At 47.8% G+C, this 23353-nt stretch carries 25 protein-coding genes and 2 pseudogenes; 19 read left to right on the plus strand and 8 right to left on the minus strand.

Annotated features, from left to right (window positions below):
• Positions 1-33: 33 nt before the first annotated feature.
• The 5 genes and pseudogenes from AC3WTP_RS04000 (at position 34) to tdc (ending at position 5619) form a co-directional block, all read left to right on the plus strand.
• A complete protein-coding gene (locus tag AC3WTP_RS04000; RefSeq protein WP_492393271.1) occupies positions 34-294 on the plus strand; it encodes a hypothetical protein in 261 nt (86 codons plus the stop codon).
• Between the two features lie 271 nt (positions 295-565).
• On the plus strand, positions 566-646 hold the full coding sequence (gene spoVM, locus AC3WTP_RS04005) for a stage V sporulation protein SpoVM (protein WP_085492771.1): 81 nt from the start codon (positions 566-568) through the stop codon (positions 644-646).
• Between the two features lie 233 nt (positions 647-879).
• Positions 880-2139 (plus strand): annotated as a pseudogene (gene tyrS / locus AC3WTP_RS04010) (tyrosine--tRNA ligase).
• A 148-nt stretch (positions 2140-2287) separates the two neighbouring features.
• Positions 2288-3697 (plus strand): tyrosine-tyramine antiporter, encoded by a 1410-nt coding sequence (gene tyrP, locus AC3WTP_RS04015; RefSeq protein WP_492393272.1) that lies wholly within the window; start codon positions 2288-2290, stop codon positions 3695-3697.
• Between the two features lie 29 nt (positions 3698-3726).
• A complete protein-coding gene (gene tdc, locus AC3WTP_RS04020) occupies positions 3727-5619 on the plus strand; it encodes a tyrosine decarboxylase (RefSeq protein WP_492393273.1) in 1893 nt (630 codons plus the stop codon).
• Between the two features lie 144 nt (positions 5620-5763).
• On the opposite strand, the gene rpmB is transcribed toward tdc, so the two are convergent.
• Positions 5764-5952, minus strand: coding sequence for a 50S ribosomal protein L28 (rpmB, locus tag AC3WTP_RS04025; RefSeq protein ID WP_492393274.1), 189 nt, complete (start codon positions 5950-5952; stop codon positions 5764-5766).
• Between the two features lie 191 nt (positions 5953-6143).
• Between rpmB and AC3WTP_RS04030 the strand changes: the two genes are divergently transcribed.
• From AC3WTP_RS04030 to AC3WTP_RS04050, 5 genes are all read left to right on the plus strand, one after another.
• A complete protein-coding gene (locus AC3WTP_RS04030; protein WP_492393275.1) occupies positions 6144-6503 on the plus strand; it encodes an Asp23/Gls24 family envelope stress response protein in 360 nt (119 codons plus the stop codon).
• Positions 6504-6557: 54 nt separating this feature from the next.
• Entirely contained in the window at positions 6558-8291 is a 1734-nt protein-coding gene (locus AC3WTP_RS04035) for a DAK2 domain-containing protein (protein WP_492393343.1), read from the plus strand.
• Positions 8292-8328: 37 nt separating this feature from the next.
• Entirely contained in the window at positions 8329-9216 is an 888-nt protein-coding gene (locus AC3WTP_RS04040) for a DegV family protein (protein ID WP_492393276.1), read from the plus strand.
• Between the two features lie 4 nt (positions 9217-9220).
• Positions 9221-11269, plus strand: a complete 2049-nt coding sequence (gene recG, locus AC3WTP_RS04045) for an ATP-dependent DNA helicase RecG (RefSeq protein WP_492393277.1) — start codon at positions 9221-9223, stop codon at positions 11267-11269.
• A gap of 187 nt (positions 11270-11456) precedes the next feature.
• On the plus strand, positions 11457-11744 hold the full coding sequence (locus tag AC3WTP_RS04050; protein WP_492393278.1) for a stage VI sporulation protein F: 288 nt from the start codon (positions 11457-11459) through the stop codon (positions 11742-11744).
• Positions 11745-12713: 969 nt separating this feature from the next.
• Here AC3WTP_RS04050 and AC3WTP_RS04055 read toward each other — a convergent pair.
• Positions 12714-13406 (minus strand): SOS response-associated peptidase, encoded by a 693-nt coding sequence (locus tag AC3WTP_RS04055; protein WP_492393279.1) that lies wholly within the window; start codon positions 13404-13406, stop codon positions 12714-12716.
• Between the two features lie 171 nt (positions 13407-13577).
• Here AC3WTP_RS04055 and AC3WTP_RS04060 point away from each other — a divergent pair, with 171 nt between their 5' ends.
• Complete coding sequence (locus AC3WTP_RS04060) at positions 13578-15044, plus strand: CAP domain-containing protein (protein WP_492393280.1); 1467 nt, start codon at positions 13578-13580, stop codon at positions 15042-15044.
• A gap of 87 nt (positions 15045-15131) precedes the next feature.
• On the opposite strand, the gene AC3WTP_RS04065 is transcribed toward AC3WTP_RS04060, so the two are convergent.
• The 4 genes from AC3WTP_RS04065 to AC3WTP_RS04080 form a co-directional block, all read right to left on the minus strand.
• The gene (locus AC3WTP_RS04065) at positions 15132-15452 is read right to left on the minus strand and encodes a YolD-like family protein (protein ID WP_492393281.1); all 321 of its coding nucleotides are present in this window, start codon (positions 15450-15452) and stop codon (positions 15132-15134) included.
• Positions 15449-16708, minus strand: a complete 1260-nt coding sequence (locus AC3WTP_RS04070) for a DNA polymerase IV (protein WP_492393282.1) — start codon at positions 16706-16708, stop codon at positions 15449-15451. Before AC3WTP_RS04070 ends, AC3WTP_RS04065 begins: the two co-directional genes overlap by 4 nt.
• Positions 16709-16722: 14 nt before the next feature.
• Positions 16723-17091, minus strand: a complete 369-nt coding sequence (locus AC3WTP_RS04075) for a YhjD family protein (RefSeq protein ID WP_492393283.1) — start codon at positions 17089-17091, stop codon at positions 16723-16725.
• A gap of 88 nt (positions 17092-17179) precedes the next feature.
• Positions 17180-17605 carry a YhjD family protein gene (locus AC3WTP_RS04080; RefSeq protein WP_492393284.1) on the minus strand — a complete coding sequence of 142 codons (426 nt, stop codon included), beginning with the start codon at positions 17603-17605 and terminating at the stop codon, positions 17180-17182.
• Between the two features lie 220 nt (positions 17606-17825).
• Here AC3WTP_RS04080 and AC3WTP_RS04085 point away from each other — a divergent pair, with 220 nt between their 5' ends.
• From AC3WTP_RS04085 to AC3WTP_RS04110, 6 genes and pseudogenes are all read left to right on the plus strand, one after another.
• Entirely contained in the window at positions 17826-18077 is a 252-nt protein-coding gene (locus AC3WTP_RS04085; RefSeq protein ID WP_492393285.1) for a DUF2164 domain-containing protein, read from the plus strand.
• Positions 18078-18163: 86 nt separating this feature from the next.
• Positions 18164-18808 (plus strand): nucleotidyltransferase family protein, encoded by a 645-nt coding sequence (locus AC3WTP_RS04090; RefSeq protein ID WP_492393286.1) that lies wholly within the window; start codon positions 18164-18166, stop codon positions 18806-18808.
• Positions 18809-18834: 26 nt separating this feature from the next.
• Entirely contained in the window at positions 18835-19146 is a 312-nt protein-coding gene (locus tag AC3WTP_RS04095; RefSeq protein WP_492393287.1) for a hypothetical protein, read from the plus strand.
• Positions 19147-19345: 199 nt separating this feature from the next.
• Positions 19346-19606: a spore coat associated protein CotJA gene (locus tag AC3WTP_RS04100; protein WP_492393344.1), complete on the plus strand. Its 261-nt coding sequence runs from the start codon at positions 19346-19348 to the stop codon at positions 19604-19606.
• A complete protein-coding gene (locus AC3WTP_RS04105; protein WP_492393288.1) occupies positions 19599-19868 on the plus strand; it encodes a spore coat protein CotJB in 270 nt (89 codons plus the stop codon). The genes AC3WTP_RS04100 and AC3WTP_RS04105 overlap by 8 nt, the downstream gene beginning before the upstream one ends.
• A 29-nt stretch (positions 19869-19897) precedes the next feature.
• Positions 19898-20095 (plus strand): annotated as a pseudogene (locus tag AC3WTP_RS04110) (manganese catalase family protein); the annotation flags it as partial.
• Between the two features lie 11 nt (positions 20096-20106).
• Here the strand turns inward: AC3WTP_RS04110 and AC3WTP_RS04115 are convergent.
• Together AC3WTP_RS04115 and AC3WTP_RS04120 are read right to left on the minus strand one after the other, a co-directional pair.
• Positions 20107-21717 carry a recombinase family protein gene (locus AC3WTP_RS04115; protein WP_492393289.1) on the minus strand — a complete coding sequence of 537 codons (1611 nt, stop codon included), beginning with the start codon at positions 21715-21717 and terminating at the stop codon, positions 20107-20109.
• A gap of 21 nt (positions 21718-21738) precedes the next feature.
• The gene (locus tag AC3WTP_RS04120; protein ID WP_492393290.1) at positions 21739-22374 is read right to left on the minus strand and encodes a LexA family protein; all 636 of its coding nucleotides are present in this window, start codon (positions 22372-22374) and stop codon (positions 21739-21741) included.
• A gap of 385 nt (positions 22375-22759) precedes the next feature.
• Here AC3WTP_RS04120 and AC3WTP_RS04125 point away from each other — a divergent pair, with 385 nt between their 5' ends.
• A complete protein-coding gene (locus AC3WTP_RS04125; protein WP_492393291.1) occupies positions 22760-22936 on the plus strand; it encodes a hypothetical protein in 177 nt (58 codons plus the stop codon).
• A gap of 197 nt (positions 22937-23133) precedes the next feature.
• The gene (locus tag AC3WTP_RS04130) at positions 23134-23328 is read left to right on the plus strand and encodes a hypothetical protein (RefSeq protein WP_492393292.1); all 195 of its coding nucleotides are present in this window, start codon (positions 23134-23136) and stop codon (positions 23326-23328) included.
• Positions 23329-23353: the final 25 nt, after the last annotated feature.

Raw genomic sequence — 23353 nt, forward strand, 5'->3', positions numbered from 1 at the left:
ATTAGAGACTTCTTTGGGAGGAGAGAATGCAAGGTGACATGGCAAAAAGCCTTATTCACGGGGTTCATGAGCTTCTTCGCGGGGACGCTGCTCGGCATATATACCTTGCTGGAAGGGCCCGTCAAGTTTATTTTTTCTCTAGGGGCTCTGGGAGTAGCTTTCTACTTCTTTAAAAAGTACGATACGAAGGGGATTCGCATTGCGTTTGTCGTGCTGTCTTTCATTTACGCGCTGCTGTTTGTCTTCTTGGCAACAGCTGTTATCTATATGTCGAACATGCCTCAGCCAAGCTAGCCTTTACCAAGGTACGATGATTGCTGGCGATGGGTTGCGGTTGCGATCCTCGGCTTATAGTCGGGCGAGACGGCGCCCATTTTCACAGTTAAACACGCATACCGCCTTAAACGGCGGCATAAGATGGTTACATGAGCGCGGTCTCATGTGGCCATTTTTTGTGTGAAGGTCGTCACGCTAGGAGGATTCCTGTGAGGAGGGGACTCTTTGTGAGGAGCGAGCACGTCGCGAATAGCTCTGGTATAGACGAGAACGACGAGGAGGGTGGAAGATGAAATTTTATACGTTTAAGCTGCCGAAATTTCTGGGAGGATTCGTGAAGGCGATCTTGAACACCTTTAATAAGAATTGACGCCTGACACGCCAACCACAAGCTAAATCCGTATTTTACCCATCCGACACGGTTCCTTCCGCCTGCGTGGCATATATGTGGTTCTAAAAGTCCTTGTGCATGGTCTGTACAAGGGCTTTGGCATGACTATAACTGTCTGCGCCCCCTCAGAGTTTCTTTCTCCTTATAATTCACTTGAGCATCGGTCATACTATTCCAATATTTAAGTATCTGTCGAATGGAGTTGCAGAAGCATGAACATCATTGATGAACTGGAATGGCGCGATGCCATAAACCAACAGACCGATGCGGAAGGATTACGCCGATTAGTTAGTGAGAAGAAAATATCCTTATACTGTGGTGTTGATCCAACAGGCGACAGCATGCATATTGGACACTTGATTCCATTTATGATGATGAAGCGGTTCCACATGTTCGGCCATCGTCCCGTTATCTTAATCGGTGGCGCGACCGGAACGATAGGGGATCCAAGCGGTCGCACTACTGAACGGCAATTGCAAACCTTGGAACAGGTGCAAGCGAATGTGGATGCGCTAACCAATCAAATCAAGAAATTGTTTGTCTCAGGCGGCGGCAATGAAATCAAAATGGTGAACAACTATGATTGGACGCATGACATGACGGTTCTCGATTTTTTGCGCGACTATGGCAAACACTTTAGTGTGAACACCATGCTGGGCAAAGACATAGTTTCGAGCCGGCTGGACAGCGGTATCTCGTTTACAGAATTTTCGTATTAGATTCTTCAATCCTTGGATTTTCATTATTTATATAAAGAAGAAGCTGTTCAATTGCAAATTGGCGGTGCGGATCAATGGGGGAATATTACGAGCGGTCTGGACTTGATTCGCAAGAAGGAAGGGCCGAATGCGAACGTATATGGTTTGACGATTCCATTAATGCTGAAAGCAGATGGCACGAAATTCGGCAAAACAGCAGGCGGAGCCATCTGGTTAGATCCAAACAAAACGACGCCATATGAATTTTATCAGTTCTGGACGAATACAGATGATCGCGATGTCATCCGATTTTTGAAGTTTTTCACATTTTTAAGCAAAGATGAGATTGACAACTTGGAAGTTAAAGTGCAGACAGAGCCCCATAAACGCGAGGCGCAAAAAGTTCTGGCAGAAGAAATGACTAGGTTCGTGCATGATGATGAATCACTGGAACAGGCGAAACGAATAACAGCTGCTCTATTTAGCGGCGATATCAAATCATTGACTGCGGACGAAATCGAACAGGGATTTAAAGAGATGCCGACCTTCCATACCTCAAAAGAACCCAAAAATGTTGTGGAATGGCTGGTTGACGTAGGTATTGAGCTTTCCAAGCGGCAAGCGCGAGAAGACATTGCAAACGGAGCCATATCTATAAATGGTGAATTGTTAAACGATGTAGACGCAGAAATCACGATGGAACATGCATTTGATGGAAGATTTATTATTGTTCGCAAGGGGAAGAAGAACTACAGCTTAGTAAAAATAGATTAATTGTATACGGAATATGCATGTGAATTGTCCGCTCACTTCCTTCATGGAGGCGATGCGGATTTTTTTGATCCCAAGTGTTTCGAATAATTACCCCCAACATGAGGCACATTAGGTATGTTACATTTTCACTCGAATAGGAGAAAGCGCGATGACCACTACAAAAAAATTGACACTTTTCGGCTTAATCGGAATTACAATGGCGTTCTTCGGTACTGTCCGCAGTGTTCCGACTCTCTCTATAACAGGTTGGACGCAAATATTCTATATGCTTGTAGCTGCAATATTATTTGCTCTGCCGATCGCACTAATGTCTGCTGAACTCTCAACCGGATTTCCAGAAGAAGGCGGACCGCAGGTATGGGTGAAGAATGCTCTCGGCGAGAAATGGGGGTTTGTAACTTCATGGCTGCTGTGGGTGCAAATGTTCTTTGGGATGGTTATGGTATCTTCCACTGTAGGCGTACTGCTGGGATATGTTATTAACAAGCCAGAACTATCCTCGAACAATTATTTCATCTTTGCGCTCATCCTGATTTCATATTGGGGCGTAACCATACTTAACTTAAAGTTCGATATGGTTAAGATCGCGGGCAATTGGGGATCCGTCATTGGAGTATATATTCCATTTGCGCTTCTTGTCGTGCTTGGTCTGGTTTACTTCTTTAAACATGGCATTCAACCAGACAGCTATCTTGGAAATTATACACCCTCTAAACTGCTGCCGGATTTTACCGATTTGGGTAGTTTAACCTACTTATCAGGTATTATCTTCATATTTGCAGGAGTAGAGATTTCGTCGGTTCACGCCAATAATATTGAAGACCCAAAACGTAATTATCCAATTGCCGTAATTGCGTCGGTTATATTGCTGGTTATATTCAATCTTGTTGCGGGTTTAACGGTTGCGAACGGTGTTAAGGTGGGAGAACTCCAGCTCTCTAATATTACACAACCCTTCTTAATATTTTGTCAGGATTTGGGTCTTCCCTTAATCATTGTAAATATCATTTCGGCCATGATTCTCATCGGAGTACTCGTGCAGTTATCTGCTTGGGTGCTTGGACCGAGTAAGTCGATGATTAAGGTAGCCGAAGAAGGGAGCCTGCCTAAATTTTTTCAAAAGAGAAACGATAAAAATATTCCAATCACTTTTGTTTATGTACAAGCTATTGTTATCTCTTTAGTTTCGTTCTTGTACATAGTTGTACCGGACGTAAACAGCGCATTTTTGATCATTACCATCACGACAACGATTCTTTACTGTATCGTATATGCTTTGATTGCGATCTCGGCAATTGCTCTGCGCTATAAGATGCCAGAAATCGAAAGACCGTTTAGATTAGGCAGCAAAGGAAATGGCTTGATGTGGTTTGTCTCGATACTAACGATGATAAGTGTTCTTATCACGATTGTAGTTAGTTTGATTCCACCATCCATTCTGCAGCCTAGCCAGTACACATTGTACATTGCATTCCAAGTAGGGGCTACGGTGATTATGATTGGTATCGCTCTAATTATCAACCGATTTAAAAAGCCGGAGTGGAAAAAAGGCGAGTAATCGACATCAGTATGGGAGGAAAATAGAAGATGGAAAATGAAAAAGAAACAAGTTATAAAGTGCCTGATATTAATCTAAAGGCATTATTCCTCGGAGATAAAGGTGAAAACGTTGATTTATTCAAAGAACTGCTGCTTAAAGTAGTGGACGAGCATGTGGGTTGGCGTCAAAATTACCAGCCGCAAGACTTGCCTGTCATCACACCGCAAGATAAAAGCTCCGATAGCTTTAATGAAACAGCGGATCATATTCGCAGTGTATTCAATGAATTGTCTTCCAAGCTGCGGACGGAATCCCTCCCTTGGCATACAGCAGGCCGTTTCTGGGGACATATGAACTCGGAAACGCTGATGCCTGCCATTATTGCTTACACCGCTGCTATGCTATGGAACGGCAATAATGTCGCTTATGAATCCTCACCGGCAACTTCAAAAATGGAAGAGGAAGTCGGTCATGAATTGGCGCGTCTTATGAGCTATAGAAAGGATCTGTCTTGGGGGCATATTTGTGCGGACGGTTCTATCGCAAATCTAGAAGGTCTATGGTATGCAAGAAATATGAAGTCACTTCCACTTGCGATTAAAGAGGTAGCTCCTCAGCACGTCGAAGGTAAATCGGAATGGCAATTGCTGAATATGTCAGTAGAAGAGATTCTGGATATCATGGATCAAATTCCTGATCAACTGGATGAGATAAAGGCTCATTCTGCGCGCAGCGGCAAACATTTGGAGAAGCTTGGCAAGTGGATTATTCCGCAGACGAAGCATTATTCTTGGTTGAAGGCCGCTGATATTATCGGGACCGGACTGGATTGCGTGGAGCCTATTGATGTAGATGAGCATTATCGAATGGATATTGGCAGCTTGGAAGCGAAGATTCGCTCGTTGGCTGCGGAACAAATTCCGGTGCTGGGTGTGGTTGGCGTAGTTGGAACAACAGAGGAAGGCCAGATCGACTACATTGACAGAATTGTCGAGCTTCGCGAAAAGCTGAAAGCAGAAGGAATTTACTTCTACATTCATGTGGATGCTGCTTACGGCGGTTATGCACGCGCCATCTTCTTGGACGAGAACGATCAATTCATCGATTATAATAAGATTCCTGAAGCATTCGAGAAGCATAACATATTTACGGAGAAAAATGATTGGCTTACCGAAGATGTTTACCTCGCCTTTAAAGCGATGAGTCAAGTTGAGTCCATTACAATCGATCCGCATAAAATGGGATATATTCCTTACTCGGCGGGCGCGATTATTATTAAAGATACTAGAATGCGCGATTCTATTTCGTACTTTGCAACTTATGTATTTGAAAAAGGGGCCAATATTCCTGCCTTGTTGGGTGCGTATATTCTCGAAGGCTCAAAAGCGGGTGCAACCGCAGCGGCTGTATGGACGGCTCATAAAGTGCTGCCTTTAAACATTAAGGGTTATGGCAAATTAATCGGAGCGAGCATTGAGGCTGCATATCGATTCTACCATTTCCTGGAGAATAAAGAGTTTAAGGTTAAGGACAAAACCATTAAGATGTACCCGCTCACTAAGCCGGATTTCAATATGGTTGACTATGTCTTCAATGAGGAAGGCAATACCGATCTGGCTAAAATGAATAAATTAAACCATGAGTTCTTCAATTATGCCTCTTATGTAAAGGGAGGACTATACAGCAACAAATTTATTACATCGCATACTGACTTTGCTGTCCCTGACTACGGCAACAGCCCGTTTCCATTCGTTCAAAGCCTGGGATTCAGCCGTGAAGAGTGGGATAAGGAAACCAAAGTTACTGTTCTACGGGCTTGCGCTTTAACTCCATATGCTCACGACAAAGAGGTATTTCAGGAGTACGCAGCCAAGATCGAAGAGGCGATTCAGGAGAAGCTTGAAGCTATATACGAAAACGAAATGGGCAAACAGGAATAAAAAACATGCATAAAAAACACAGCAGCTATAGCGTTTCGCTTCAGCTGCTGTGTTTTTTTGATATGTGTAAGCATAAAAAAAGGCTTACCCTTCAAGTAGAAAATCTACATAGGGACAGCCTTTCTTTGTATATTGTGCATGAGGTTAGACGCGAGTCAATTTACCTGCTTTCAATGCGCGCGTGCTCACGTATACGCGTTTCGGTTTGCCATCGACCAAGATGCGAACTTTCTGTACGTTTACGCCCCAAGAGCGGCGAGTTTTGTTGTTCGCGTGTGATCTAAAGTTACCAGAGCCAGGTTTCTTCCCCGTGATATAACATTTGCGAGCCATGCCTAACACCTCCTTATCCTTAAAGCAACAATTACATACAATCAATCAAATACTTAAATATGATACCATAGCCCAAAATGGCTCGTCAACTGAAACAGCAACTTTGTTTATTTACATTGTTTATTTCTTAATTCTCTTATAGTACAATGGTGATTAGTCCATAATACTCAAAAAAAAGGAGTGAACGAACCATGGCCATCGAACTTGGATTGGAATTGGGTAAGGTTAACATCTCTGAAGGGGTTGTGGCAGTTATTGCCGGTTCGGCCGCGATGGATGTTTACGGTCTTGTTGGCATGGCTTCGCGCAAGCAATTAAAGGACGGGATTGCTGAACTGCTCGGACAAGAGAATTTGTCGCGCGGAGTTGTAGTGCGCCGTGAGCAAGATGCGCTGCATATAGATCTCTACATTGTCGTAAGCTACGGTACCAAAATTTCAGAAGTAGCACACAACATTCAAGTAAAAGTAAAATACGTGTTGAATGAAGTGGTTGGATTGAATGTGGATCAAGTGAACATTTTTGTCCAAGACGTGCGTGTATTAAGCTAGGAAGGAGAATATTCGTTGAACATTCGTTCTCTCAATGGAACACAGTTTGCCAATATGGTGTTGAGCGGAGCTGACACACTGAATCGTCATGCTGAACTCGTCAACTCCTTGAACGTGTTTCCAGTACCAGATGGTGACACCGGCACGAACATGAATTTAACGATGACGGCTGGTGTAGCGGAGATGAAATCCAAGCCATCGTCATCCATTTCCAAGACAGCAGAGGTATTGTCTAAAGGACTTCTAATGGGGGCGCGGGGTAACTCCGGCGTTATTCTATCCCAATTATTCCGTGGATTTAGCCGCGGTGTAGCTGGTCTTGATGAGGTGAGCTCCACTCAGTTTGCGCATGCTCTGCAGACGGGCGTGGACACCGCTTATAAAGCAGTAGTTAAGCCTGTTGAAGGTACGATCTTGACTGTTGCGAAGGAAGCTGCTAAGCATGCGGTACATATCGCACGCCGCACTCCAGATGTCCGTGAGCTTATGCTGGAGGTACTGACGAAAGCCAAATTCGCGCTTTCCAAGACCCCTGATCTGCTTCCCGTACTGAAACAGGTAGGGGTTGTAGACTCTGGCGGTCAAGGGTTGGTATATATTTATGAAGGATTCCTGCACTATATGGACACTGGCGCAATTGAAGGCGCTGAGGCTGAGGTAGTAGTGCCGAGCACGTCCGCTGCGTCTGCAGCAGTGACTCGTCCTGCACCTGTTCGTCAGGAGTCGCACAGCGCACAAGCCAAGCTGAATACAGAAGATATTGAATTTTTATATGATATGGAATTTTTCATTGATCGTACACGGGGCGGAGTTCGTGCCTTCCATGAAGATACGTTCCGAAAAGCGCTTGCACAGAACGGCGACTCCATCATCGTAATTGCAGATGACGAGATTATTAAAGTGCATGTCCATTCCCGCAAGCCAGGTGAAGTGATGGATCTCGCTATGCAATACGGCGAGCTCATTAAGATTCATATCTTGAACATGCGTGAACAGCACCGTGAGCTTCTTCATGGCGAGCATGGTGAATACGACGAGCAGGGCGAATCCGCAATGCCTGATGTATTCGCTGATATGCCAGCAAGCCGTACGGCTGCAGAGCCGGTAGCAGCAGTTCCAGCAGATGAGATCGCATCATTCGGCTTTATCGCGGTTGCGATGGGTCAAGGTATTATGGATATCTATAAGAGCTTGGGTGTAGATGTCGTATTGTCCGGCGGACAGACGATGAACCCGAGCACTCAAGATTTCGTTCAAGCTATCGAGTCCATTTCTGCGCAGCACATCTTTATTCTGCCAAACAACTCGAATATCATTATGGCTGCGAAGCAAGCTGCAGAGATCGTAGAGCGCAATGTTACTGTGCTTGAGACGAAGACGATTCCACAAGGTATCGCTGCTGCGTTCGCATTCCAGGATGACGAGTCTGTAGAGAGTAATATTTCCGCTATGCAGGAAGCCATCGCTCATGTGAAGTCAGGACAAGTTACTTATGCGGTTCGTGATACGACATTTGACGATCTAGAGATTAAAGCAGGTAACTTTATCGGAATCTTTGCGGGCAAGATTGTGGCTACGACCGAGAATCTTACTGAAACTTGCGAGCAGCTTCTAGGCAAGATGCTGGAAGACGGCGGCGAGATCATAACGATTCTGACGGGTGAGGATGCGAAGCCGGAAGAAACCGAACTGCTCGTCGAGTGGCTCTCAGCGCATCATCCAGATGCTGAAGTTGAGGTTCATGAAGGCGGCCAGCCGATTTATTCCTATATCTTATCTGTAGAATGATTTATTTACGAAAGTAATATTAATGGGGAGGCACGTTATGGCAAATGTTCGAATCGTAACGGACAGCACAGCTGATATACCTCTAGAAGTGCGTCAACAATTAGGTATCGAGATGGTGCCTCTAAAAGTTCACTTCGGTAATGAGATGTACCAAGATGCTGTAACGATTGAGCCGGATCAATTTTTTGAAAAATTAGTCCAGTCCTCAAAGTTGCCGACAACGTCTCAACCTTCACCAGTTGAATTTCTTAACGTATATAGACGCTTAATTGATGAACAAGGCAGTTCAGTCATTTCGATACACCTATCAGCAGCATTAAGCGGAACATATCAGTCCGCTGTACTGGCGAAGAATATGATGGAAGAAGATGCCGATATCACGGTCATCGATTCTCGATCAGCTTCCTATGGCATCGGGATGGTTGTGGTGCAAGCTGCAAAGATGGCGCAGGAAGGCTGCTCGAAGGAACAGATCATGGAAATGATCGATCGAATCTCGAGCGGTCGCCAGCTATTCTTCTTAGTGGATTCGCTAGAATATTTGCAGAAGGGCGGCCGTATCGGGAAAGCGGCCGCGGTGTTCGGCTCTTTATTGAACATCAAGCCGATTCTGTCTGTTGATGCAGAAGGCGGAGTTCATGCATTAGACAAGGTGCGCGGCACTAAGAAGGCTATTGCGCGCATTGTTGAGATGATGAAGCAGAAGCACGGAGACAACCCGGTTCACTTCGCCGTAGGATATACGAATGATAAAGCAGCAACAGAAGATCTAGTAGCAGCGGTTCAACAGGCCTTTGATATCAGAGAGGTCCAATATATCCAGGTTGGAGCAGTCATAGGTACTCATGTCGGTCTGGGTGTGTCTGCCGCATTTATGTGGCCGGCAATTGAGACTTCAGAGCTAGGTCAGAACGGACAGCGTTGATCTTATGTTAGATTATTTTCAGATACCAGTTACTATGATTAAAGGCGTGAGCGCTGTGAAACAGCAAGAGCTTCACGCCTTTGGCATTTCTACTGTTGAAGATCTGCTGCTTTATTTCCCGTATCGTTATGAAGATTATCATGTTCGAGCGCTCAGCGAGGTGAAGGACGGCGAGAAGATTACGGTTGAAGGCAAGATCGTAAGCGAGCCGGTGCTGCAGCGTTTTGGTAAAAAATCAAAAGTATCCTGCCGAGTTATGATTGAGAGCTGGCTGGTGACGGCTAGCTGGTTCAATCGACCGTATATAAAAGAGCAATTGACGAATAATCGCGATATCGTATTGACAGGCAAATGGGATCAGCGGCGCCTGCAGATTACGGTGGCGTCATCTGAGTTCCCGGATCGCGGTGCGCTGCGCAAGGATACGCTGCAGCCGGTCTATTCGATCGGAGGCAAGATGACGCAGGCGTGGATGCGCAAGACGATCGCGCAGGCGCTCGTTCAGTTCGGGGAGATGATCCCTGAACTGCTGCCGCAAGAGCTCGTAAAGCGTTATCGCCTGATGCCGCGCAAGCAGGCGATCCGAGTACTTCATCAGCCCTCGGATACGCAGGAGGGCAAGCAAGCTAGAAGGCGTATGGTGTACGAGGAGCTGTTCCTGTTCCAGATGAAACTGCAGGCGTTCAGAGCCTTAACGAGGGAACGGGCGGACGGCATCGTGCATCAAGTCAGCAATGCGACGGTGCGCGAGTTTGTGCGCTCGCTGCCGTTTGAGCTGACGGATGGACAGAAGCAGACGGTAACGGATATTTTGCATGACATGCGCTCACCATTCAACATGAACCGGCTGCTTCAGGGCGATGTCGGCTCCGGCAAAACGGTGGTAGCGGCTATTGCGCTGTATGCAGCGGTTAGAGCCGGCTACCAGGGCGCGCTGATGGTGCCGACCGAGATACTGGCCGAGCAGCATATGCGTTCGCTGTCGAAGCTGTTCGAGCCGCATGGCATCGAAGTGGCGCTGTTGACCGGCAGCGTGACAGAGCGCAAGCGTCGCGACATTCTAGGCTCACTGCAGATGGGCATGCTGCATGTGCTGGTAGGGACGCATGCGCTGATTCAGGATGACGTCATCTTTCGTCAGTTGGGCTTGGTCGTTACGGATGAGCAGCATCGCTTCGGCGTGAACCAGCGCAGCGTGCTGCGCCGCAAGGGCTGGAATCCGGATGTGCTGCTGCTGACGGCTACCCCGATCCCGCGTACGCTTGCGATTACAGCCTTTGGCGATATGGATGTGTCCTCGCTGCGCGAGCGTCCTGCAGGCCGCAAGCCGATCAAGACGTATTGGGTGAAGCACGACATGCTCCCGCGCATCGTGAATTTCATTCAACGCGAGGTGGGGGAAGGGCGCCAGGCCTATGTGATCTGTCCGTTAATTGAAGAGTCGGACAAGCTTGACGTGCAGAATGCGATCGATGTGCATGTACAGATGCAGCAGGCGATGCCGAGCCTGCGCATCGGACTGCTGCACGGTCGAATGACAGCTGCCGAGAAGGACGGCGTCATGCAGGGCTTTAATGTTGGCGAGACGCATGTGCTCGTGTCAACGACCGTTATCGAGGTCGGAGTAGACGTGCCGAACGCGACGCTGATGATCATTATGGATGCCGAGCGCTTCGGCTTGTCGCAGCTTCATCAGCTGCGCGGCCGCGTAGGACGCGGCCAGCATCAGTCGCACTGCGTGCTCATCGCCGATCCGAAGTCAGAGGTCGGTCAGGAGCGCATGCGCATCATGACCGAGACGGAGGACGGCTTCGAGCTGTCGCAGCGCGATCTGGAGCTGCGCGGTCCAGGCGACTTCTTCGGCACGAAGCAGAGCGGCATGCCGGACTTCAAACTCGCGGATATGTCGAGCGACTTTGCGGTGCTGGAGCAGGCTCGCGATGACGCTGCCGAACTGATTCGCTCGGAGGCGTTCTGGACATCGCCGGAATACGCGCTGCTGCGCGACGCGATTGATAAGGAGAAGCTGTTCCAAGGGGAGTTGCTCGATTAAGTTGTAGCATTTCATGGGATATGACCCAGAACTTTTGGATACCGGACAAGCGCTGGTGCATACAATGGTAAAGTCGTTGGGCGTTTAGCTCACAGCGACCGGCTCAAGTGTATAACGGAGGCCGATCTAAGCCGAGTATCCGGGCATTAGCCTGCGTTCCGGCACGATGTACCGGAGGTGTCATAGCATGAGCTATACCAAATACGGGATCAGCTCACAATTCGTCGAACGAGTGAAGACGAAGATGAAGAACCCGTTGATGAAGGATCGCGTGAAGAAGCTGCTGGAAGGTGTGACGAAGCAGGATCTGCAGGATCGTGCGATCGTGCGCCGACTAGTTCGCAAAGCTGCACTAACCTTGAACGAGACGCTCACCGAAACACAAGAGGATCAGATCGTGAAATTCGTAATAGCACAGAAGATAGATCCGAACAATACGTTTCACCTGATTAAATTATGGGGCATGTTCCGCTGAGGCGGGGCATGCTTTTTTTCTATGCAGATTCACAGCACCTTCCAACAAAATGCAACCAAACGCGCAAGTCATGCGTCTTACTAAATTTTCATTATTTATAGTCCAGTGCGGCATCTCCAAAATAAGCTAAGAAAGCATCTTCTACCTCAGATAACCGCGCGTCCTTTTCCCATAGACATTATCCATAAAGTCCTGCTACACAGAAGACTCTCTAAAGATCCGTTTGAGTACTATCCCTCAGGCTCAGGAGCTTGAGATACGGTGTCAGCGGGGAGCATCTAAGCGTGAAGAAGAATTGCCAGTAGTCCTGTCACATATAAGACTCTTTTCAGTGTCATTTGGGTATTATCCCGTCAACTCAGAAACTCATGGCACTGAGTTAATGGGATAATGGTGAAATGAAAGTTGAAAGGGTTAACCATATACTTCGGATTCGAGCCGCATGTTATTACCGAGTTCTCGTGATGTATCCGCATCAAAGTATGTACATGGTCCTAGTGCTTCGTTGTTGACATCGTCTGCGGATTGCGCAAGCTGTTGCTAGGATGGGGCAGGCTATCGAGTTCACTCGAGTAATCCCGTAACAGGCAAATTACCAGTAATCGTGCGGCGATGAGGGGGTTATACCAGCTGTAGAAGGGAAAAAGCCAGTTATCGTACAAGCAGAGTTCATCTTGCTCTCTCCGATGAATCCGTAACAGGTAATTTACCAGTAATCGTGCTGCAGCAAGGGGATAATGTCGGCTGTAGCGGGGAAAAAGCCAGTTATAGCACATCCGGAGTTCTTCTTGTCATGTTCGAATCACATACTCGAGTCACCCTTTCAGTAAAAGGAGGCTTCCTCCGTACGTAGATCATTCTACGTCAGGGATGAGCCTCTTATTTCCTGATTCGAGGGGATAATGGTCGAACGCTGTTAGGTGCTGCTTATGGCGCGGTACGGGCGGTGTGCAGATTCACCAACGGCGTTCAGAAGAGCGTTGGCGGGTCTGCGATCGCCTCGATGCAGGCGGGCGAGTCGTTCTTGACGTTGCCGACCTGTGCGCCGACGGGGTACAGGTCGAGCCAGTCCGCCGGGCATGGTCGGAGCAGCGGCTGGAGCCGCGAGGTGTCTGTGACGCTGCGGTCCAGCCACAGCCCAGTTTCCGCTTCGCCCAGTATGACCGGCATGCGGTCATGGATCGGCTCCATGACGCGATTCGGCGTCGTGGTCACGATCGTGCACGTGCTGACGCGCTCCCCCTCGGGGCTCGTCCACGTGTCATACAAGCCAGCGAAGGTGAACAGCTTCGCCTGCGCAGGGATAATGCGCATCGGCTGCTTGCCGCCGTTCGGCAGCTTCTTCCACTCATAGAAGCTGTCCGCCGGTATGAGGCAGCGCTTGCGCGCAAAGGAACGCTTGAAGGCGGGCTTGTCCGCAAGCGTCTCCGCCCGGGCATTGATCGTGCGCCAGCCCATCTTCTCATCCTCTGCCCAGGAGGGAATGAGTCCCCATTTGAGTGGGCCGAGGCGCCGTCTATCCCCGTCGTGGATCATCGTGGGAACCATTTGTCCGGGTGCGACATTGTATCTTGGCTGATGGAAAGGGATGCCTGCTTCTTCAAGCTCCAAGTATATGAGCAATTCCTCCCACGTTACGGTCAGAGTATAGCGTCCGCACATGCAGCATTCATCCTTTCTAGTTCGAAGTTAGGTCGATATATGTGTCTAAGCAGAACTTTCTAAGGCGAAAGGTCTAGTTGTCGCATCATGTCGATTGAATCTTTATTCATCTTGTCTCTCTAAAATACACTTTATATACTATAATTGCACGGAAATATGAGGAAAGTCAGGGTGATTACGATTATACAGAAGCATTCAACCTCATGGCTCACTCTGCGATCGTTACGTTCGCTCTGTTTGCTGCTATTAGCGAGCGTCGCTATGCTAGGGTTTAACTCGCCAGTAGAAGCGAAGCAGGGTGACTTTACAGATGTGCCGCCAACTCATTGGGCTTACAGCACCATCATGTGGTCTAAAGACAATGGAATCTCAGGAGGCTATCAGGACGGGACGTTCCGTCCAGCACAGCCTGTGACTGAAGCGGAATGGTTGGCCATGGTATACCGTGCGTATCCGGAAATTGTTGTTCCAGACAGCAAGCCAGGCGAGCCTTGGTATACGGCTTATTATGCGCAGGCAACCTACATGGGCTTACCGTATGATGGACGAGCGGATCTTCAGATCACTCGCGGGTACGTAGCAGAGTCATTGGCTGCTGTAGCTGGCAAGCGGCTTCCTAAAGAGGAAGCAATTAAATACATAATGGATCTTGGTATCGCGCAAGGCAAGGATTCAGGCGGAGTGGATAGCTTTGCTCCTAATGACAAGCTGTCTCGGGCTGAGGCTCAAACCTTTATTTATCGAATGAAACAGGTTCTGCCTACGCTGTCCAGCTCATTGCCGGATGTTATTCCGAGCGAAGACAATAAGACTAGCATTAGTCTGCATGGCATTAAGATCGGCGATTCGGTTGAGAAGGTCGTTAATAAGTTAGGTGAGCCGGTGCGTAAGGATATATCCGAGCATGAGATGGTCTGGTACATATACAATCGCGATTATTCGAAGTACACCCAGATCGGAATTGTGGATGGGGTCGTTGCATCGATGTTCTCCAACGGCAGCGGCTGGTCAGTTGGCACCAAGACGGGTTTGACCGGCTTAGAGACTGAAGCGGATAAGCTCTGGGGCAAGCCATACGCATCTACAGATCAAATGAAGGTATTTAAAGTGGACAAGCTCCATATCAGTGTATTCTTGGACGCTATTGGCGGCGGCCGTGCTGATGGTCTGCTGGTCGAGTTGGAAGACCAATACCGTACCGACTATGTGGATCACCGTCAGTCTTCTGCCGAACTGCTTCAAGCTTATGAACAGCAGGTCTTCGATCTGACGAATGCATTTCGCGTGCGCAATGGATTATCCCCGTTCACTTGGAATGAGACCGCAGCTAAGGCTGCACGGCTGCACAGCGCCGATATGGGCAAACGCAATTATTTTGATCATACGAATCCAGACGGTAAAACTCCAATAGATCGGCTCAAGGCTAGCGGCGCAGGTCCATATCGCTTATGGGGAGAAAATATCGCAGCAGGGCAGTCCAATGCGATCGACGCGCATTACAGCTGGCTCAACTCGCCAGGTCACCGCAAGAACATGCTTCATTCCGGCGCGACAACGCTCGGGGTAGGTGTCGCTCGCGGCATTTCAACTAGTGATTACGATATTTATTATACCCAGAACTTCTTCACTCCGCGCTGAGTGGCAGTGAACGAACATGCAAAGAGATATCTCATGTCCCAGCCGGAATGAGAGATATCTCTTTCTGTTCTGCGAGCGGACCGCGCGTTATTCCTCTGACACCTCAACAATATCGGTCACTCGTATCCACTTTTCATTTATTTTGATGCGTTGAGCAATTGGATCTATATGTGAAATGATACCTGTCTGCGTGTCATCCTGCAGCTTGCCGTAGATACGCACTTGAACGCTAAGCTGAGCTTGATAAGCATCGCTAAGCTTTTCTATAAGCGATTCCCAAAATTGCTCGTCGAATGAAGGGCGCGCCTTGTATGATTTCTGTGACTTTTTCTCTAAAATAGCATCTCGATGCTCGAACAACATCATGCGACTTGACTCCCATAGGCCGTTGCCTGATAATTTTTTCATTTGTAATGTCCTCCAATCTTCGCATTCAGAAACTTCATCTGGCTGGAACGCTTCAATGAGGAGCCGAGGAATATGGAGGCGGGTCCGTGAACTTCTTGAATCTCATCTATCGTATGCTCGAGCTGCCGCTGTCTCTCACGGTCATCGAACAGGGTTAGTTGGTACACGGCATCACTCTGCAGTTGATCCAGGGATACGAAGATCTTGCGTACAGGCTGTCCGTTCCAATGCTTGGCGAACAGCTGCTTGGCAGCCGTGTAGACCTCGCGTGAGATGTTAGTAGGCTCCGTCAGCTTCATCTGCCGCGAGAATCCCGTGGGCTGATCGAAATCAGCGCCCTGAGCGCCGGCGTGAACGACATTGCCCATATAGCCCTTAGCGCGAGCGCGATGGCAGATGAGCAGGGACAGCTCGTTTAAGATAACATCGATATCCTCCTGCTTATCGTAGTCGATCGGCAGGGTCGTCTGTCGGCCAATCCCTTTCTGGAGGTCGAATGCGTCCGGCGTTACAGGGGAGTTGTCGTACCCGTTAGCTGTTCGCCACAGCACCTCGCTCCAGATGTCGCAGTTTTTCCGCATATACTGCTTCATTCTTTGCTTGAGCTGCGGCAGCGGCGTTTGCGCAAGCTCACCAATCGTCTGAATGCCGATGCGAGACAGTTGGCGCATCGTCCGTGTTCCGACGCCGAACATCTTGTTCACGGGCAGCTTCCACAGCTCGCTGATATTATCTCTCGACAGCTCGAATACGCCGTCGGCATTTTTCTTAGCGAAGTTGTCACAGGACATCTTAGCCAGAATCTTATTATGCCCGATGCCGACGCGTGTATTGATGCCGGTCTCGTTGCGCACTCTCATGCGAATATGCTGCGCGAGCTCGTATGGCGAGCAGCCGAAGTGGTGTAGGCTGTCGGTAACATCGATAAACTGCTCATCGATGCTGAACGGTTCGACGAGGCTGGAATAGGATTCGAGTATGCTCATGATCTGCAGAGAGACCGTAATGTAGGTTCTCATTCTCGGCTTGATCGTGATGAGCTCCGGACACTTCTGCTGCGCCTCCCATAGGGATTCAGCCGTCGTTACTCCCTGCGCCTTAGCCAGCGGGCAGGCAGCGAGGATGATGCCGCTGCGGCGCTCGGGATCGCCTGATACAGCCAAAGGTTTATGTTCATACCTTGGATGCGCAGCCTTCTCAACTGACGCGTAAAACGATTGGCAGTCTGCAAGAAACACGACTCTTTTCTTACTCATAGAGCGTTCTTCCTTTATTCTCGATTAATGTGAAAATCTGCAGTCAACTTTATTTCAATGTCTGCCTTGACGAACTCCCAGAGCAGATCCATCTTGTGCCGATATCCTCTGCATTGATAAGATACCTTCAAGAAGGATTCATCACGGTGCACCTCGATAATCTTCAGCTGACGAGCTCGCAGTTCTTTCCTTAACACGTATTGTCTGGTTAATACTTCTGTTTGTATGGTCCTTAAGTTGTCTATATAAAGCTCTGACATCTTCAATCCAGAATTGTTCATAGTTTGCATATCCTTCTCTAATACTTCAAACATAATAGGGAGGATCACCGACTCCTTCACCAAGAGCAGTTCTTCCTCCGTCTGTAGTGGAGAGCCAGCCATAGCTCCGCCTCCTCCGACTGTTTCACAGCTTGATCTGCAAGCTGCTGTTTATTACACAACGAACAAGTGTTCTTAAATCAACAGGCAATTATTCCTTAGAAGCTGCGTCTTCTTGCTGCGCGTCGGATGAAAGGTGAAGATAGCGTTTCATCAAGCTGGTTACTTCCGCGCGCAGCACTCCGCGGAGCATATAGAACGAATGATTATAGCCGCGGCACAGGTACTGCACGCGCACGCCGTGCGTCTGACGCTCCTCCTCGAATACTTTGATGCCGCGGCGGCGAAATTGCTGACGGATGCGCTGCAGATCCGTCTTGACTTCCTGCTCAGCCTGACGTAAGCTCTCGGCATACACATGCGCCATCTTCAACGGGGAGCGGGCTAAGCGTTCGCTGTCTCGTTTCAGTACGTCAAGTACGAGCGTGTGAAGCACATGCTGCTTGACAAGATAGGCATCTTCAGCCTGTTGGGCGAGCGGTTTGCTGGCTGCTCCGCTATGTTTCAGGGTGCCCATAGGTCATTCCTCCTGTAAGATTGATCCATGCAATATCATATATATTACGAACCTATGTTCTTATATTACCCAATATAGCGAACATATATTCGATAATCAAGCGGTAAATGTTATAATAGGCGAAGATGCCAAGCCCAATGTTGAGCCGCGCTCGAAACAGATTCAAGCTAATATAGGACAAGTAGTACATAACTGAATTGAAAGTGGAGGGACAGCAGCTATGCATATTCAATTAACGAAGGAACAACGCGAACAGATGGTACAAGCTGTAAAGCAGTATTTTGAATTGGAACGAGATGAGGTGATCGGTGAGCTGGCGGCAGAGCAGTTTATGAATTTTATGATGGAAACAGTTGGAGATATTGCCTATAATCAAGCTTTAAAGGATACGAGGGCGATGCTGGCGGATCGCTTTATGGCAATAGAAGATGAACTTTACGCTATGGAACGGCATCCGTCACGGCGTTCTTAATAACGCGACAGAACTTCATTTTCAAAATTTTGGATGATGTTCAAGCGGATTGGTTTGCGATAATGTAGGGGAAGGAGGATATAATCATGATTGAGGCGGAAATGGATCGGTTAGAACAGGAGTGCGCGAAGGCGTCGAATGATGCGGCGCACACAGGACGGTTTGAATCGTACGAACGGCAAATTGAGGCATGGATTGCAGAAGATGCGGAACGTATGGAAGAGCTTCGAATTCTGCGTGAGCTTGGCTTGCCGGATTGGTGCATTGGCGCAGGTTACGTACGCAATCTGGTCTGGGACAAGATCCATGGCTATGAAACGCCGACACCGCTCAATGATGTGGATGTCATCTATTACGATCCGAACTGCACGGATGAAGCGCGGGAGAAGAGCTGGGAACGCTGCATGATGGAGCGATGCCCTGCTCGGAAATGGTCATTCAAGAATCAAGCGCGGATGCATAAGAAGAGAGGGCGAACTCAACCTTATGAATCGACGGCGGATGCCATGATGCACTGGACTGAAGTGATGACGGCTGTAGGCGTCAGAATGGAGCAGGATGACCGTCTTACGATCGTCAGCCCGTGGGGAGCTGCGGCGCTCGAAGATCTGATGGCGCTGCGCATCCGCAGAAGTCCGAAGTTCGAAGACCGTGAGGCCTTTCAGCATCGTTTGATTGAAAAACGGTGGCTGGAGCAATGGCCGCGCACCTTTGTGCAGGATATCGATTAGAAACATGTTACAATGGGGGATGAAAGATGAACAGTGTTGCATTTGAACTTGTAAGCATGGACGATAGTCGGGCGACGTACACATTTCGGGAACTGCTGCCTGAAGTGGAAGCCGAAGCTGAAGCAATTGAGGGCATGTTCGAGGTGGATCTGGAGCGTTATCAGCAGTTGGAGGCGTCTGGGGATTCTGAAGCAATGGATCATGCGATCTATTGGCTGACGCCGATTCTAGAAGATCGACAATATTGGCTTGGAATGAAAGTGTTTTTCCGTGTATACAAGCACTATTTGGAGCATGGAACTTATATAGAAAGCAGCGGTCAGCCGGTAAATAGTTGAGCGCGTACAGCAAAAAGCAGCGATTCGTGCAGAAGACGATCGCTGCTTTTTGCTGTAAATGCGCTTATGTGCAAGGTAATAAGACATTCTGCCTTCGTCATAGCCTGATAAGGAAGAAGCATATGCAAATAGGAGGGAAAAGAGGATGAGCCCAAGCAACGTAAGCGGCAAGGAGCTTGTCGGGGGAGAGTATACAGGCATGGCAGAAAATGCTGCCGAAAAATGGAATCTAGGGCAGTCGCAGGAGCGGGTATATGTGCCGTTCTCCAGCCCGCTGGATCCTTGTCCGCCCGTTCCGTTCAAGACGTATGTCGTTCCGCCGAACCAGTTCATCGTATTCCAGCCGCCGAACTGGCCGCAATATAAGCCATCCGAGGCGCTGCGCGTCGGGACGCTGTGGCCAGCATTATACAGCCCATATAGACCAAGGAGAAACGGAGGAGGAGAGCAGGATGAGTAAGCATCCATTCCAGACGGAGGAGTATCGTTACATGCTGCTCCAGCTGCAGGAGGTAGACTTCGTGCTTGTAGAGCTTAATTTGTATCTGGATACTCATCCTGACGATGCGCAGGCCATCCATCAGTACAACCACTATGTCGGCGAGCGGCGCAAGCTGGTGCAGATGTACGAGGAAAGATACGGTTCGTTGAGCAACTTTGGTCAATCATATGCTGGAGTTCCGTTTACGTGGGCTGTGACGCCATGGCCTTGGCAAGTATGAATCCGGAATAGGGGAAGAGGTGAAGAGTGGTGTGGGTGTATGAGAAGAAGCTCCAATACCCGGTCATGGTTAGCAAATGTGATCCGCGCATGGCCAAATTTCTACTGGAGCAGTATGGGGGAGCGGATGGTGAGCTGGCGGCTGCGCTTCGCTATCTCAATCAGCGGTATACGATTCCAGACAAGGTCATTGGATTGCTGACAGATATTGGAACGGAGGAATTCGCGCCACCAAGATATCAATGATGGCGCGGCAATTTAGGGTACAGTGTAATTTCGAAGCCATCCAGCGAACCTCCCGATCTAGCTCCGCATTGTTTTAGATACTTGACCTCCTTCAGAACACTCCTCAATAGCGTATTCCTTTGTTCGGGATCGTTCGTCGAATAATAGACGTCAATTACGTTTTCGATGCTAGGAATAATATCCGCGCTAGATTCCTCTCTCTTTGCCTCAGATTCGATTTCCTTTATTAATTGCGCATACAGAGTTCGAGCCTCGGTCATTCTCAAGTTAATTTTTTGCGATCTTTCGCTAAATGTTTCGGAAGTGTACAGCCCTTGTTCAAGTAGATCATGTATATTGTCTACTTGACTGCTTAATGTCGATATTTCCTTTTCAAGCTTCATGAGGGCATTCTTCTTCAAGTTCAAGGTATTGTGATTGGTTGGTGAAAGGTCCGGTATATAGTTTTCCCATTGAGCTCTGTAGTGGTCCAGCCACGTTCTCAATCCGATAATGACTTGTTCTTCGACAATGTGCAGGAAGGAGCTTACGTTGCCGCAAGATGGAAGTTGGCACATAAGTGTATCAGGAGAGCTTGCTGCCTTATGGGGTCTTCTAACCATCTTCCGACCACACTTGGCGCAGACGACTAAGCCAGAAAGTGGATTCATTATTTTGCGCTTATGAGAAATAGGTTTTGATGGGTTGGCAGCGAGGAAGGATTGTGCAAGATTCCATACATCTTCTGTAACTAAAGGCTTGTGGCGTCCTGGATAGATCTGAATATGTTCAAGGCTGACGCGGGGTCTTTCTTTAACCAACTTCCCATTTATCCGTCTTTTTTGAAGCGGACGAGACCCCCATTTTATTTTGCCGCAGTATACGGGATTTCTCAGGATAGAGTTGATAGTAGCAGTTGTCCAAGGACCGCCCTTGGCAGTTGGGACTTGAAGTGTGTTCAGCTTTCTGGCGATCAACGCTGTACCCAGTTCATTAACGATGCCGCTCTCATCTTTTTCACCGTAACAGTACCAGTCATATATCATCTTGATAACAACAGCTTGATCATTAGGTTCAAGGATGTATCCTTTTTCGTTCGTCAATTTGATACGATCATACCCGTAAGGGGGAATATTGCCTACAAATTTCCCCTCACGTATGGAATCCATCCTGCCCCTTTGCAGCCGTCTATTGATCGTCTTGAATTCGCGTCTAGACATAAAGAGGCCGAATTCAAAATATTCTTCGTCAAATTCATTATGGGGATCGAATATTTTCATAGGCGTAATGATCTTCGTACCTGCATATTTAAACGTTTGAGCAACGATACCTTGATCAATCGTGTCGCCTCGCGCAAGCCGCTCGACTTCCATGACCAATACTCCAGCCCATAATCCCTGCTCAACTTCGCTAAGCAGGTGCTGCATGATGGGTCTCTCTATGATGGTCTCTCCAGACACCTGCTCTTTATAGCATTCTGTAATCGTAATGTTCATTCTACGAGCGACTTCTTGTAAATTTTTTTCGTGACGTGCGAAAGTTTCACCTTCACCCTTGGACTCAGCTTCTAGATCCGCTCGTGATTTCCGCAAATAAAGACAGTATTCACTTGCCACACTAGTCATCACGAATACCTCTCATCCGTATTAATCGACGTTTAATCTGAAATGTCCGGAGTATACGCCGCAAACCATAACCTCATTTGGCAGAACTTCCTTCGTTTCGTATTTCGGGTTTTCTGGAATCAATTTGATATAGGGAGATCCTTCAGACCATTTCATTCTTTTTAATGTACCGTCCTCCCCGTTGATGATAACAGCGACGATCTGCCCGTTATACTCTGCCCAGCTTGCTTTGCGGAGGAATACAATGTCGTCGTTTGTAATTCCGGCTCCGATCATCGAATCTCCTATTACGCGCAGCGCATAGTCTGGCAAAGCTCGGCGGGGAAAAGGATATACGACATAATCTTCTATGTTCTGTGCGGCTAATATCCCATCGCCTGCGCATATGGTGCCGACTAGAGGTATTTCAGTGAACGAGTGAGAATAAATAGCCATGTCTGACAATGGGTTATCGCTGCGCAACAGCAAGTAATCGGTAGTCGTGCCTAGTATATCTGCGATCTTAGCCAATGTGTCAGATGGAGAAACGCTCTTATCCCTTTCGTAGCTAGAGAAGTTGGCGGGATTCATTCCAAGCTGTTCTGCCATTTGGCTTTGAGTAAGACCCCGTTTTTCACGCAGCTGGCGAATTCTTTTTCCTGTTGTGGACAACGACATCACAATAATCACTCCATAGAATAAATGTAGTCAAGCTAAAAACATTATAGAATCATGAGATGAACATATAGTTTATAAAAAAGTAGTTGCTCAAATTAAATTTGAGTTATATAATGCCCTTAAGAGGTGGGTGATCGTGAGACACAGTCTCCGTAATGTAAATTTTCATCCCATATTTTAAAACGAAGTCAAATTAAATTTGCTTCATATACAATTATTAACTCTTTGAAGCAAATTATATGCGAATATTGTTTGTTTAGCAACTGAAATTTATGCTCCGGTTTTATCTTGCCATGAACTCAAATTTAATTTGATATTAAGTGTTTAAAGTACCTGTATGGGTAGTCAAGCCGTACCTCATATAGATGTTTATGGGGGTGATCTCATGAACAGCAATGAGGATAAAGGTAACATTGTTGAGGTCTACAGATCAGGCAACACGACGATCAAGGTTAACGATGCTTATTGTGCTAAAGGTGATCAGGAGATTGCCCTTATTCTTAAGAAACTTCATGATGCAGGCTGGGCTATTGTAAAAAGTCATGTTGCTGGCAAGTTCTAAGTGGACCAACTCATGCAGCATAGAAGGGGAAGTGATATGACACACACATTGAGCTTGAAAATGAACCGATGCAGACCAATAGAAGGAGCCTGCCCAGCGATCGGACAAGCTGTTTCCGACAACCGGCAGAGTTCGGGGCGATGTGCTGGTGTGAACGTTGGAGAGGATGCAATTAACTGGATAAAGGAGCTGGGAGCATGAATTTATTTCAACGACGACCCATTCCTAATCGAGATATGAAGCGTGAGAGACTAGGAATAGGAGCGAGTGAAGTAACGATTCGACAAATGACTTCAGAAGAGCGTGAACGATTGAGAAAGATTAAACCTTATAACTACGATGTGGAGTGGAAATGGAGCAGCCGCTGCATAACCTGGAAACGAAGAAAGTGAGCAACCTAGCTGCATGGCAGAGAGG

Source organism: Paenibacillus sp. EB106-04-04-XG159, assembly GCF_058791835.1.